This is a genomic window from Gardnerella sp. c11Ua_71, assembly GCF_055818025.1.
Window position 1 is genome coordinate 336,503 of record NZ_JARFVR010000001.1, and the last position, 13,982, is coordinate 350,484.

The window sequence follows — 13,982 nt, forward strand, 5'->3', positions numbered from 1 at the left end:
GCAGCGCAAAACGAACGCAGCCACTTTATATTTTTATAAGATTCTTATTCTTATGCTCTTTAGTGAAATACCTCATAATGCGATATCTCATCGTGCGACCATGATTTCAACCATGATTTTCCGTACCTCGTTCCCACTAGGCAGAAAGCTGCGCATAAGCCCAAATTGCAGCTTTCAGCATACTCGAAACGTTGGATTCTCGGGAGTGTCGCTAATGCTAATCCACGGGATGTTACTCTGCTGAAACCTTAGAATCAGCATTCATTTCTTCCTGCTTCTTAGCATGTTCTTCCGCAGACTCAATACCAATCTTCCAACCAGTAAGTTTTGCTGCAAGCCTTGCGTTTTGACCTTCCTTACCGATAGCAAGAGAAAGCTGAGAATCATGAATAAACGCTACAGCCGTCTGGCTCTTTTCACTAACAACATGAACCTGTGTTGCTGTTGCTGGAGAAAGAGCAGCGGCAACAAACTTCGCTGGATCTTCCGACCAATCAACAATATCTATTTTTTCTGGACCAAGATTCTCCATAACAGCACGAACACGAGAACCTCCAGGACCGATCAAAGCACCCTTTGGATTAACACCTTCCGTGTTGGCACGAACAGCAATCTTAGTGCGAGCGCCAGCTTCGCGAGCAATAGCCATAATCGAAACTGCTCCAGAAACAAGTTCTGGAACTTCGCGCTCAAAAAGTCTACGAACAAGATCAGGATGAGACCTAGAAACAACGATTTCTGGACCACGCAAACCACGAGCAACGTTCACAACGTAAACACGAATACGCTCACCATGACGATATCTTTCGCCTGGAACCTGCTCACGACGCGGTAAAATCGCCTCAACATCTCCAACAGCAACATGAATATTAGAAGGATCTTTAGAATCCTGCTGCACAACGCCGTTAATCAACTTTCCTTTTTGTCCAGAAAAAGCACCAAATACACGGTCATCTTCTACTTTACGGAAAAGTTGAGTAATAACCTGACGTGCCGTAGCAGCAGCAAGACGTCCAAAATCACGAGGTGTATCATCGTATTCTTCGCCAAGAGTTGGTGCTGGATGAGGATTATCTTCCGTAGGAACTCCAGGAATCTCGTCTTTTGCCCACACTGTAAAGCTACCAGCACGCTCATCTAATTCAACGCGAGCATGCCTAGCTGGGTGAGAAGTCTTCATGTATGCAAGACGCAAGGCCTCGGCGAGTGCCTCGTCCAGCTCCTCGGCATTAATCCCCTGCTGCGCCGCAAGCTGATGCATTCCCGCCAAATCCAATTCCATCGTGCATGTCCTCCTGTTGAAAATTCATTTATAAATTCACTTATAAAATTAACTTATTTTTCTTTTATCGCGATTAGCACACAACAAACGCGTTAAAATCTAAATCTAACAACGGTTGTAAAGCACAAAATCTTATGACTGCAATTGAAAATGTTAAGCATACAATGCCAAACGCAAAACAAGCAAACATTGGTCACAGTCACGGACTATTTTAGTAGATTATGCAGACACAGTTTGTTTTGTTAAGAAGCCTATTAGAGCGCACAAAACACAATCAAAAGCGCAATCAAAAGCATACGCAAAATCATCTTTTAATAGTTGCAGCATTAATGGCAATAACGATGCTTTTCAGTGCATGTTCTAGTACAAAAGAATTAAAAAACAACAATCTGCATTCTTTGCAAAACCACGAACCTTGCTACAAAATTATGCAAAAAGCAAAATCAATCCAAGAAAAAGTGGATAAAAAAATAAATAACTTAACATCTAAAGACTTAAAGAATGCTTCTGACACATGGAAAAAAGTCGCAGTTCAATGTAACAGTAGATTCGCTCAAGGCGTTGTGTTCAGTGCCCAAAACATTTGGAAATTAGCCAATTTAAATCAAACTGGAAATGCTGAAACAATTAAGCTAGCTGAGCAACTAGAATTAAACTCTTACAAAAAAATCCAAGACTTTGCAGACAATAACAAAAACCTATACTGGAATCATGATCCGCTAGCAAAAGCAGCTGTAGCACAAGACAAACTCGCATTTCTATTGCAAACACTAGCTGCTAGAGATGCAAAAAACGTTTCACTTCGACAAAGCGACATGACGGCTACAATTTCAAACACACTTATGCACTTTGCATCAAGTGGAAGTGACTTGCGTCAAAAAGTCTATGAGATACCTAAGCAAAACCTGGAATCAGGAATCGCTAAAGACAACGCCACAGGAAAAGAACTACCTATTGTTGCAATAGCCTATATGGATTGTGCAAGAGAAGAACTAGCCGCGTTAAATCAAACGATTTTCCCCATAAACAAAGACGGAAAAATAAATAATGATGCGATTGTAAGTATCGAAAATCAAGATTTTATAGGTGTACTTGCAGATATCGTAGTTTCACACATAATAAGCGCGTATTCAAATGGATATCCAACTGACGATTCTGCAATCTTTGAACAATAAACGCACTAACCTAGCAACTTCGAGCAAGCTCGGGCGCACTCGAGTAGGCTAATTTCCTAGTGAAATTAACCTAAGCTACAACATTCGCGCGGTCTAAGCGCGCGAATGTCCTCGCTGCAGCAGAAGCAATGCTTCTGCCCTAAGCAGCTCGGGCGCTTTGGAGTAACGCGAAGCGCAAAAACCACATAAATACACAATGTGACACCTGCTGCGTCTCGATTGACGCAGCAGGCCGCGTTCGCGCAAAAAACACACCGTGCTTTTTGCAAATAGCGAACGCGGCGCATTAGCATAGCTTGAAATCCTAGTGATTTCAAGCTATGCGATTTCGTTCGCGCGGTCTAAGCGCGCGAACGTCCTCGCTTGCGTTGAAAGTCCACTGGACTTTCAACCTGAGCAAGCTCGGGCGCTTTGGAGTAACGCGAAGCGCATTATGCAGCTTCGCGTTAAGCCAAAGCGCCCATTGGGTCCCACGCCGGTAAAACAATTGCTGGCTCTTCAAGCGCCTTACGATACTCCTCTGGCAAAAGCGCCTTAGGCACAGCAACCTCATACACGTACTCAGTAAACCAATCGTCACTCATAGTAAAGTAACCCTTGTCGGCAATATCCGCGCCCCAAGAGTTCTCAACTCGCCAGCGGCGAGTAGTCGTGCCATCTTCCGCAACATCAACCCCAGCAAACGCCATCGCATGGTTCATCGCCGAATCAGCAAAACGCACACGCTGCTCCTTGTTTAAATCAAAATCAACGCCATAAACGCGATCATACTCAAACAAATCCGTAGCCCAAGCACCGTTTACACGATCCATCATAGGATGGCAATCCGCACCAAACCAAACTGGAATGCCCTGCTCAACGAGGATCTTACGCACACAATCCTTCATAAACTGATTTGGTACGTTCAAATATTCCGTAGCGTCTCCACCAGCAACGTTACCCAAGTGCTCAATCGCAATCTTCTTGCCCTTTGGATGCTCCGCACGCGGATCGTCTACTAAGCAAACGTAATCTTCCAGCCCAGCCGTAACATACTTCTTCCAAAACTCAACTGGCGTAATCTCGCCATCGCGATGGAACTTTCCGTCCTCGTCCGTCCATTCCCAGTCGAAGCTCTTTGGCGGCTCACCCAAGTGGATTGTAAGAATCCTATGACCTGCAGCAGTAGTTTCCGCAATTATGTCGTCAATATCTGCAGCATTAGCGTACATGTGTGCAACAGCCGTTCGCAACAAACGGCGAAGCTGAGTGTTCATAGCGTCCGTATCTTTAGACGACTCCGTTTCTGGATACAAGTCTTTAGGCACGGCACCATACTTCTTATAGACGTTCATAGCCATTGTCCACTGACCGCCGTCACCCATAACGTCGTGCAACAAATGCTGTACTAGTCTAGAATCAGCTGGTTCACCAGAGCGAACAAGAGCAGCAACATCCTTTAAGAAATAGTTGATTCGCTCAAGTTTATCGAAATACATTGCGTAATTTTGCGAAAACTCAAAATCCTTAACTTTAAGCGTTTTTTTAGCCACAAATCGCGCAACGTTCAAAGAGCTAAATAGCCAGCAGCGACCAGAATGATCCTGATGCCTTGCGTCACCATTATCCACAACCGTTGAGAATCGGCGCTGCAATAAACGCGCGCGGTCATAGTTGCGCGCTACCTTGTCGATTCCAGCGGCAGTAACACCGTTCATTGCTAAACGATTCAATGGATTTGCGTCAAAATCGTCACACAAACCTTGCAAAGCCTCGGCACTTAATTCAGAGATCTCAGTCACTGTCTAACCTTTCTTGTTTTTCCTTATTTTATATTTATTTTTTATAGTTTATTTTAGCCTTTTATGCAAATCTTCGGATGCTTGCGACTTTTCCGTGGAATCTCTTTACTGATTTTCTTTATGAGTTTTCACTTATAAATCCACCACACAGCACAATTCGCTACTCGCAACTCGCCACTCAGGATTCCTGAGCAATAGCTTCTTCAACTTGGGCTTGTGCGTCTTTCCTCGCCTGTTTTTGGGCATCAGCATCGCTATTATCCGAAGCATCCGCATCTGCAGAATCGCCAGAATGCCCCTGCCCAGAAACAGCATCACCAAAATCAAATCCAGAAAAAGCGTTTGCAAACAAAGACCTAAGCTCGGTAACACGTTGCGTAATTTGCGCTTCCCTATGCTGCAATTGTGTTAGGCGCGCCGTCATACCATCCAGCTCCTGCTGAGCTGCTGCCCTACGCTCTTCCACTTGAGCCGTAGCATCTTGCATAGCTTTACGAACGATTTGTGCAGCCTGAGCATCCGCATCCTTATGCGCCTGTGCAGCATAATTATCCGCATCCTGATGAATAGTTTTTGCCCTAGCAACAAGCGCATCAGCCTCTTCTTGAGCAGCGTGTTCTCGCTCTTTCAATCCAGATATAAGTTCGTTCACCTTTTTTGTTGCTTCTTCTTGCTGAGCTGCAATATCGTTTCTAATTTGCTCAACTTCTGCACTAACCTGGCTTAGCGTGCGCGTACGCTCAACTTGCGCTTCGTCTGCAATCTCCTGGGCTTTCGCAGCAGCAGCATCTGTAATTTCTCCAGCCTTGCGCTGCGCATCCGCCATCATCTTTGTTGCTCGCTCCTGCATGTCTGCAAGTTTCTTGTTTGCTTCTGCCAAAGCCGACTCAATCTGATCATTTGTCTCTGCTTTAGCATGAGCAATTTCCGCGTTTGCCGCAGACCTCTGTTCCGCGATTTTCTGCGCTGCATCCGCTTTTAGCTGTGCAATTGCTCGCTCCTGCTCGGATTTTTCGGATGCCATTCGCTTCGTGTGTTCTTCTCTAGCGTTGTTTATTTCCAGCGTTGCAGCATCTCTTTGTGCAGTAACATCTTTGTTTGTTGTTTCACGCAAACGCTGCGAGTCTTCTTTTGCCGCACTCGTCATCTGGCTTGCCTTGTTGCTTGCTGTAGAAAGCAGCGTATCCGCTTTTGTTTGAGCCTCTTGCAGCAAATGCTCTGCGTCTAATTTTGCATTGTTTAGCAAGGTTCCCGCCTGCGCCTGAGCAGTTTTTTTAATCGACGCAGCGTCTTGCTTTGCGCGTTCAATTAGCTGCGAACTCGTCTGTTCTGCCGACGCAAGTAATTGTTGCGCATTTGCGCCCAAAGATGCAAAAGTATTCCCGCTTTTTGCACGTTTAACATTATTTTTTTCTTCTTGCAATTGTGCTTGCAATTGAAGAATAGATTCGTCACTAGATCGCACTTGTTCACGCAGACGCGATATTGTGCGCTCGTAGTTAGAAAAGGCTTCGTTGACTTTATCTTTGTCGTATCCGCGCAAAGCAGTTGGGAAACGATCTGGCACCATAGTTTTTCCTTTCACAAACCCCCGCACGATTCACTAACTTATCGTGCACACTCCATCAGCAATAACGCTATCACTTTAGACGCAAAAACACTCGGGCGTGTCGAGCGAACTACTCGAGCAATATGCTTAAAGATGAAGGTTTCATATAGTATTTTACGGCTTCACGAATTATGTTTTGACCAGCTTTTATTTGCGAATCTAACGGCAGCCCATGCCTAGCGTCATGAGTTGCAACAACTGGAGGAAAACTTACAAATCCTGCGATTATCTGCTTTTTAGAATTATTGGACGCCCAATTTAATAGCCTATAAAACAGTGAGTTGCAAACGTATGTTCCTGCATCCGAACTTAGTGTTGACGCTATTGCATCGTGAGCAAAATCGTTCAGAATCATTCGCAATGGCAACCTAGTCCAATATGCAGATGGTCCATTTTCAACAATTTGTACACTTTGTGGAGTGTGGTTATCTACGTCTGGTTTAGTTGCGTCCATAATATTTGTGGCGCACCGTTCTAATTGCACTCCGCGAGCAGTATGTTTTACCCCTGTTGCTATTACAATATCCGCATCTTGCGCATTAATCATTTCTAAAAGCTGAGGCCATGCGTTTGCAAAGCTAATCGGCAGCATTACAGACTTGATATTTACTCTAACATCTTCTGGAAGATCAAGCTCCTGACTTGAATATTGTTCTAAAGCCAATGGCACTTCGTAAGACGGGTTTACGCTAAGATCAGCATATGGTCCAAATCCTGAAATAACTACGTTAATTTGCTTCATAACAATAGCTTTCTACGAATAGCTTTGCTTTTTACTTATCTTTGACTATAAGTGCAAGCAATCGTCCTTCATGTGATTTTCCAGCAAGACCTGCGCGTCTATGAGAATACCAGAGTGGATTTTCCAACGTGCACATTGGGTTTTGCAACGCCTGAAGGCGACTTTTCAGCGTTCCACCTTCGCAATCAACATCGCAAACTGTACTCAATTCTTCGTCTTCTGCCAAATATTGAGTTGCAGCTGTAACTCGCGGCAAAGCGTCAACAACGTTTGCAACTCCTGCCAGCGCTAAATCAATGCGGGCAGCTTCAGCAATATCAATTCCCACTCCACCAAAACGCGTTTGCGTTGCAGTCTGTGGATATCTGCGTTCAAAGTCGCTAGCTATTTCTTCGCCAACTTCATAGCAATCGCCACAAATACATGGTCCAAGAACAGCTGTTATATTCGAGCGTTCGGCTCCTTTTTCACACATTGCTTCAATGGTAGAATCAAGTACTCCAGCCATTAAGCCTTTTCGTCCGCAATGCGCTGCAGCTATTACTCCAGATTCACTATCGGCAAGTAAAACTGGTAGGCAATCTGCAGCAAACATTCCTAAAGCGAGTGAGCATGCTGTTGAAACTTGCGCATCAGCCTCAATTCGCACTTTTGAATCTGCAAAACCTGTTGCATCGAAACCGTACTGAGTGTTCCACGAATCAACTATTGAATCTGCATCAAATACGCTATTTCCATGCACTTGGCTAACAAGACACAAGTCGGCTTTAAGAGTATTTTGCAAAGCACAACGGTTGCTAAACACAGCTTTAGCATCGTCGCCAGCTTTGCCACCTAGGTTAAGCGACGCAAAATCACCTTCGGAAATGCCACCTAATCGTGTTGTAAAAACGGCGTGAGCGTGCGATCCCAATGGCACTGGAATTGTCACTGGAATTGGCAACCCATGCTCGTCTTCATGAGCAAGTGGCATTCCTGCTACGCTAGTTTCCTGCATATTATTCGCTTTCGTTTTGTTTTATTTGCTGTAACAAGTTATTTGCCGTAAAAGTTAGCCCAAATAAGCTAATTCTTCATCGCTTAACTGCAAATCCGCAGCTTTTAGACTATCCAATATTGTAGCTGGTCTATGAGCGCCTGGAATAACAAAAACGTTATTTCCCTTAGCAAGCTCCCAAGCCAAAACAACCTGCTGATAGCTAACTTTATGAGCATCTGCCACTTTGCGGAATGGGTCAAAAAGATGCTCGTCATATGGGTGACGGAACCCTCCAAGAGGACTCCAGCAAACAAACGCAATTCCAAGCTGCTTGCAATATTGCAACGTGTCTTCATTCTCTAAATGCACTGGAGAATACTGGTTTTGCACAGCCACAAGCTTTTCTCCAAGAATTCCGCGCGCAATGTCAATCTGCTCAACAGATGCGTTAGAAATGCCAATTTCGCGCGCAACTCCTTCATCGAGCAGCTGTTGCATTGCTTCAATCGACTCATTGTATGGAACTTCTGGATCTGGCCTGTGGAAGTAAAGCAAATCAATCGTATCTACGCCAAGAGCCATTGCTGACTCTTTAGCGTGCGCAATCAAATGCTCTGGCTTACCATCTTTACCCCATGTTGGTCGTCCGTCAGTAAAGTTGCGGAAGTGTCCGACTTTTGTTGCAACTAAAATAGAGGACTTGTCTCCATTCCAACTTTCTAAAGCTTCGCGAACAAGCTTTTCTCCAGTTTGTTCCTCGCCGCCAGAACAATAGTATGCCCATGCTGTATCGATATGAGTGCAGCCTGCATCAAGAGCTGCATGAATAGTTTCGATACCCATATCGTGTCCAAGATTGTTTTCAATCGTCAATGGCATTTCACCAAAACCAATAGAAGTGGTTTTAAATGACCCTAAAGTGCGATCCATAATATTAATATTTCCCTTATTTTAAGCCGTTTTAAAATGCCCCCAAGTGCAAAAGCTACTTGAAGGCATTTAGAATTATTTTTATTTTATGCGACTACGCTTTTGTGCGTTCATCTATTTGACTTAAGATTAATCCTCGTCAAACGGGTCAAAATCGCGACGGATCCTACGACGAGGGCGCTCAGAACGCTCTTCGCGAGACGCGCGATACTCATCATAGTGATCGTCATCAGCTGCGTAACGTGGATTACGGTCGTTTCCACGACGATCGGCATTGCGATGAGCAGACCTATCTTCATGGCGATCATCGCGATTATCCCTGCGATCATCCCTATCATCATAACGATCTTCACGTGGAGCGCGTCGACGAGGACGATCTTCAAAATCGTTGTTATCGTAACGATTATCCCTGCGATCATCCCTTCTGGAAGAACGATCCTCATAACGGTCAGAACGATCGCTTCTATCGTTTCGATCATTCCTATCGTCATAACGCGAATCACGATCATCACGAACATTACGGCGGCGAGGGCGCTCATCCCTATCGCCCCTATCATCCCTATCGTCACGTGGAGCGCGTCGGCGATCGCTTCTGCGATCATCCCTATCATCACGATCTTCGCGAGGAGCGCGACCACGGTTTTCGCGAGGCGCTGGAGCAGAAGATTCCTGATTCTCAAAACCTGGAATAGCCAAAGAAATCTTACCGCGCTCATCCACGCTTTGTACGATTACTTCTACGTTATCGCCTTCCTTAAGCACATCTTCAACAGTATCAATGCGCTCGCCATTAGCAAGGTTACGAATCTGAGAAATATGCAGCAATCCGTCACTTCCAGGAGTCAAGTTTACGAAAGCACCAAAGCTCGTTGTCTTAACAACCTTGCCAGTAAAAGTTTCACCAGCTTTTGGAATACGAGGATTTGCAATAGAGTCGATGATTTCCTTCGCCTTCTGAGCAGCTTCGCCGCCTTCAGAAGAAATATAAACAGTACCATCATCTTCAATGGCAATCTCGGCACCAGTTTCTTCTTGAATCTGGTTAATCATCTTGCCCTTAGGTCCGATTACTTCACCAATCTTATCTACAGGAATCGTAGTTGTGATAATGCGTGGAGCAAATGGGCTCATCTCAGCTGGGCAATCAATGCACTCGTTGATAACTTCAAGAATCGTTGCACGAGCTTCGTGAGCCTGCTGCAAAGCGGCAGCCAAAATATCGGCTGGAATGCCATCAAGCTTAGTGTCAAGCTGCAAAGCAGTGATGAACTCGGAAGTACCAGCAACCTTGAAGTCCATATCTCCAAAGGCGTCTTCTGCGCCGAGAATATCGGTCAAAGTCTTGAAGATATGCTTTCCATCCACGTCTCCCGAAACCAAGCCCATAGCAATACCAGCAACTGGAGCCTTCAAAGGCACACCAGCTGCAAGCAAAGAAAGCGTAGACGCGCAAACAGATCCCATAGAAGTGGAACCGTTAGAACCAATAGCTTCAGACACCTGACGAATAGCGTATGGGAACTCTTCACGACTTGGCAAAACTGGCACCAAAGCCTTCTCAGCCAAAGCACCATGACCAATCTCGCGACGCTTTGGAGATCCAACGCGACCAGTTTCACCAGTGGAATATGGAGGCATTTCGTAATTGTGCATATAGCGCTTAGTCTGCGGACCAGAAAGCGCATCCACTTGCTGCTCCATCTTAAGCATGTTCAAAGTAGTTACGCCCAAAATCTGGGTTTCACCACGCTGGAATAGCGCAGAACCATGAACGCGAGGAACAATATCTACTTCGGCACTAAGAGTACGAATATCGCGCAAACCGCGGCCATCAATACGATAATCTTCCGTTAAAATACGACGACGAACAATCTGGCGCTGCAACTCCTTGAAGGCGTTACCAAGTTCCTTTTCCTTCTCCTCATCGTCCATATCAGTAAACTCTTCTGCGATTGCAGCACGCACGCCTTCCTTAATTTCAGCAATGCGATCTTGGCGTGGGAGCTTTTCAGCAATAGAAAGAGCCTCGTTCAAATCAGCATGAGCAATCTCATCGATTCTTGCATAAAGTTCGTCAGTGTATTCTGGGAACAGCTGGAATTCCTTGGTTTCTTTAGCTGCAATACGCTTCAACTCATTCTGAGCGTCGCAAATAACCTTAATAAAAGGCTTTGCAGCTTCCAAACCACCAGCTACAACTTCCTCATCTGGCTTGATTTGACCCTCGTTATAGATCAAATTCCAAGCGTTCTTGCCAGCGCCAGCTTCGATCATTGCAATAGCAACATCGCCATTTTCAATAACACGACCAGCAACAACAATCTCAAATACTGCACGCTCGCGCTCACTCCAACGTGGGAAAGCAACCCACTGACCATCAATCAAAGCCAAACGCACACCAGAAACTGGGCCTTCAAATGGCAATCCAGAAATCATAGTAGATGCAGATGCAGCATTCAAAGCAATAACATCGTATGCATCATCTGGATTAATTGCCAAAATTGTTTCAACAACTTGCACTTCGTTACGCAAAGTGTGTGGGAACAATGGGCGTAATGGGCGGTCAATAATACGGCACGCTAATGTTGCTTCGTTAGAAGGACGGCCTTCACGACGGAAGAAAGATCCTGGAATCTTTCCAGCAGCATACATTTTTTCTTCCACATCAACAGTCAATGGGAAGAAGTCGTAATTTTCCTTTGGACTAGATCCTGCAGTCGTCGTAGACAAAATCATGGAATCATCATCCAAATATGCGGCAACAGCACCGTCTGCTTGCTGAGCAAGGCGACCAGTTTCAAAGCGTAGCGTACGCTTTCCAAATGAACCATTATCAATAACGGCTTCTACAGCCTTAATTTCGGGACCCTCCACGGGTTCCTCCTTTTCTTAACTTACCTAATCAACCAACATGCGTAATAACATTGACAACTTCGCTTTTGTTATTTGTTTACCTCTAACATCCACGCGAATTTGCAAATTCGCATATGCCAATGTTTCTTTTCGTAGTGTTTTTTGTTTCGGCTACTTCAATCATCCATATTCAATTATGCTTCTAAATCTTCAGTTATAAATCTTATGAATCCTAAATTCTAAAATCCAAAAATATAAGTCTCTACAATATTTTCTATAGTTTTTCTATAACTCTACAAATTAGACACTATAAGTCTGTTTAAAACTAATAGATTTAATTCAAGCTTTTCTATTCTACTTCAAACCCACTAAAACCGATAAACCCGATAAATACATAATGAAAATATTCATCATGAAAATATAAAAGCCCGAGCTTATGCCCGGGCAAAAAAGACTTATCGACGCAATCCGAGTCGATCGATCAAAGAACGATAACGGTTGATGTCTACACGCTTCAAATAATCAAGAAGACGACGACGATCACCAATCATGAGCATCATACCACGACGAGAGTGGTGATCATGCTTATGCTCCTTCAAGTGATCAGTAAGGTCAGCAATACGCTTGCTCAACAAAGCAACCTGGACCTCTGGGGAACCCGTGTCACCCTCATGTGTCGCGTATTCGTTGATGATGCTCTTCTTATCTTCAGCCGTCAATGCCACGGCGTCCTCCTTAATATCACTGCGCGGTGCTGCAACCTTATGATGCAGCGCTCTCAATCCGCGGGCGTTACACGCCAAGTGTTAATTCTACAACAACGTGTTAACAAGATTAATTCGATTGAATACTCGTAATTCTACTAATACCCTACTTCTCCAAACATTTCTTAGCTTTGTTAGCAGCATGAGCTTTATAAAGTCCAATAAACGTTGGTACAAGAGAAATCAGCAGAATCGCCACTATAACAAGCTCAAAATTCTTCTGAACAAAAGGAATATTGCCGAAGAAATATCCGAGCATTGTAAAAAGCGACGACCATACCACTCCACCAAGAATCGAGAAAGGAGTAAAACGAGTCCAACGCATTCCAGAAATACCCGAAATAAAAGGCATAAAAGTTCGTATAAACGGGAAAAACCTACCTAAAAACACAGCAAGAGGACCCCATTTATCAATCATCTTCTCTGTTTTAGCAACGCGTTCTGGAGTCAATGCCTTAACTTTACCAGATTCAACAATTCTTCTGCCGAAAAAGTGTCCGATGAAATAATTGCACTGGTCGCCAACAATAGGTGCTATCCACACAACCGCGAGCAAAAGCATAAGCGGAAGAGAACTTTTACCAGTTTGCGAATCTGGAGCAGCAAAGAATCCTGCTGCAAAAAGCAAAGAATCTCCAGGCAAAAATGGGAAAAACACAACGCCTGTTTCAATAAAAATGATTAAGAATATCAATCCCAAAGCAGGAGCTGTACCCATAGCAATCCAACCAGCTATAGCTGAACGCGGGTCTTTAAGAAGATTAAGAATAAAATGAATAAATCCCATAAGAATACCTAAAATCCTGTTTTGTAGTGCCGTGTTGCACTTTTTATGCACGCATTTTGCGCGGATTAACAATTATATTGCACGCTTTAGATTATGAGATTATGATTTGAATCCTGAATTTGTTTCCTTAAAACCGATATTTGACTACAAAACCAAGAACGTTAGCGCACTTACCGTGCACACGCAACACAGACTAACGATTAAACATGATTAACAAGCTGATTAACAAGCTAACGATTCGAGATTTTTTACAAACAATCAGGCGTTTTTCGCGTATATTTTATTTTGCTGGTAATGTAGTCATTGAGAATTTGATATTACAAATTTGATCTAGCTTTAAAGTGTTTAACGCGTTTAAAGGAGAGTGGCAAAAGATGGATCAGCGTAAAGCAAACACTGATGCTAACGCAGATAAAACACTTGGATCACCTAACGAATTGGAATCTGAGCTATCGATAGCAGATATTTCCAAACGTCACTCTAATCCTAAACGCTGGATACTCTACTTTGCAGTGCTTCTAGCAGCAATAGTCATTCCATATTGGATAGGTAGAACATTAGCAGTACAACACACTTCATGGGTTGTTCAACATTATTCTGGTTTAACACCACAAGGCGTTGTGTTTATAGCATGGGTTACAACCGTTGCAACAGCTACAACACTAGCAATGGCATTAATAGAGTCTAAAAAATGGCTGTGGAGATTTTTATTCGTTATTTTTCTAACGATTGAACAATTTATAAGCGGCTTATGCTTGCTAAGACTAAGCTTTTGGTACTCAACATACGTCGTTTATGGGTCTGCAGCTGGACTAGCTAATGCAGCAAACCTTGGAATAATATCTGCAGGATTTGGCGTTGCTGTATACGCTGTTTTATTCGTAGGACTACTTGTAATAGTGCCTAAAACATCACGCTTAAATGTGCTGACTTGCAGCTGGGCATCATTTATAATGTTCTATACTATTGAAGTCTTAGCGATTCTTGTGGTGATTTTTGGCGGATTTATGACAGCAATGTAGCTTCCACATATGCATACTAAATGTGTGCACTATATGAAAATACAAATAAGCATTAGGC

11 protein-coding genes are annotated in these 13,982 nt (G+C 43.8%); 2 read left to right on the forward strand and 9 right to left on the reverse strand.

From position 1 onward, the window contains the following. Positions 1–232: 232 nt before the first annotated feature. Entirely contained in the window at positions 233–1,282 is a 1,050-nt protein-coding gene (gene nusA / locus P0106_RS01410) for a transcription termination factor NusA (RefSeq protein ID WP_004111973.1), read from the reverse strand. Positions 1,283–1,503: 221 nt separating this feature from the next. On the opposite strand from nusA, the gene P0106_RS01415 reads away from it, so the two are divergent. Continuing rightward, entirely contained in the window at positions 1,504–2,457 is a 954-nt protein-coding gene (locus P0106_RS01415) for a hypothetical protein (protein ID WP_004111970.1), read from the forward strand. 446 nt (positions 2,458–2,903) lie between these two features. Here P0106_RS01415 and P0106_RS01420 read toward each other — a convergent pair whose 3' ends face one another. From P0106_RS01420 to P0106_RS01455, 8 genes are all read right to left on the reverse strand, one after another. Then, a complete protein-coding gene (locus P0106_RS01420) occupies positions 2,904–4,238 on the reverse strand; it encodes a C1 family peptidase (protein WP_473730343.1) in 1,335 nt (444 codons plus the stop codon). Between the two features lie 178 nt (positions 4,239–4,416). Then, positions 4,417–5,808, reverse strand: coding sequence for a coiled-coil domain-containing protein (locus tag P0106_RS01425; RefSeq protein WP_004111967.1), 1,392 nt, complete (start codon positions 5,806–5,808; stop codon positions 4,417–4,419). Positions 5,809–5,917: 109 nt separating this feature from the next. Further along, positions 5,918–6,589 (reverse strand): pyroglutamyl-peptidase I, encoded by a 672-nt coding sequence (locus P0106_RS01430; RefSeq protein ID WP_004115940.1) that lies wholly within the window; start codon positions 6,587–6,589, stop codon positions 5,918–5,920. A 31-nt stretch (positions 6,590–6,620) separates the two neighbouring features. Next, positions 6,621–7,586, reverse strand: a complete 966-nt coding sequence (locus tag P0106_RS01435; RefSeq protein WP_004115943.1) for a purine nucleoside phosphorylase YfiH/LACC1 family protein — start codon at positions 7,584–7,586, stop codon at positions 6,621–6,623. A 54-nt stretch (positions 7,587–7,640) separates the two neighbouring features. Further along, complete coding sequence (locus P0106_RS01440) at positions 7,641–8,498, reverse strand: aldo/keto reductase (RefSeq protein ID WP_004111961.1); 858 nt, start codon at positions 8,496–8,498, stop codon at positions 7,641–7,643. A 129-nt stretch (positions 8,499–8,627) separates the two neighbouring features. Continuing rightward, positions 8,628–11,372 carry a polyribonucleotide nucleotidyltransferase gene (locus P0106_RS01445; protein ID WP_004115946.1) on the reverse strand — a complete coding sequence of 915 codons (2,745 nt, stop codon included), beginning with the start codon at positions 11,370–11,372 and terminating at the stop codon, positions 8,628–8,630. A gap of 434 nt (positions 11,373–11,806) precedes the next feature. Further along, the gene (gene rpsO / locus P0106_RS01450) at positions 11,807–12,076 is read right to left on the reverse strand and encodes a 30S ribosomal protein S15 (protein ID WP_004111957.1); all 270 of its coding nucleotides are present in this window, start codon (positions 12,074–12,076) and stop codon (positions 11,807–11,809) included. A gap of 145 nt (positions 12,077–12,221) precedes the next feature. Next, entirely contained in the window at positions 12,222–12,902 is a 681-nt protein-coding gene (locus tag P0106_RS01455; RefSeq protein ID WP_004111955.1) for a DedA family protein, read from the reverse strand. Between the two features lie 374 nt (positions 12,903–13,276). Between P0106_RS01455 and P0106_RS01460 the strand changes: the two genes are divergently transcribed. Beyond that, on the forward strand, positions 13,277–13,924 hold the full coding sequence (locus P0106_RS01460; protein WP_004137869.1) for a hypothetical protein: 648 nt from the start codon (positions 13,277–13,279) through the stop codon (positions 13,922–13,924). The last annotated feature ends 58 nt before the right edge of the window (positions 13,925–13,982 follow it).

Coding starts and splice junctions, on each gene's coding strand:
- nusA (WP_004111973.1), bottom strand. CDS start 1,282: ATGGAATTGGATTTGGCGGGAATGCATCAGCTTGCGGCGCAGCAGGGG.
- P0106_RS01415 (WP_004111970.1), top strand. CDS start 1,504: ATGCAGACACAGTTTGTTTTGTTAAGAAGCCTATTAGAGCGCACAAAA.
- P0106_RS01425 (WP_004111967.1), bottom strand. CDS start 5,808: ATGGTGCCAGATCGTTTCCCAACTGCTTTGCGCGGATACGACAAAGAT.
- P0106_RS01430 (WP_004115940.1), bottom strand. CDS start 6,589: ATGAAGCAAATTAACGTAGTTATTTCAGGATTTGGACCATATGCTGAT.
- P0106_RS01435 (WP_004115943.1), bottom strand. CDS start 7,586: ATGCAGGAAACTAGCGTAGCAGGAATGCCACTTGCTCATGAAGACGAG.
- P0106_RS01440 (WP_004111961.1), bottom strand. CDS start 8,498: ATGGATCGCACTTTAGGGTCATTTAAAACCACTTCTATTGGTTTTGGT.
- P0106_RS01455 (WP_004111955.1), bottom strand. CDS start 12,902: ATGGGATTTATTCATTTTATTCTTAATCTTCTTAAAGACCCGCGTTCA.
- P0106_RS01460 (WP_004137869.1), top strand. CDS start 13,277: ATGGATCAGCGTAAAGCAAACACTGATGCTAACGCAGATAAAACACTT.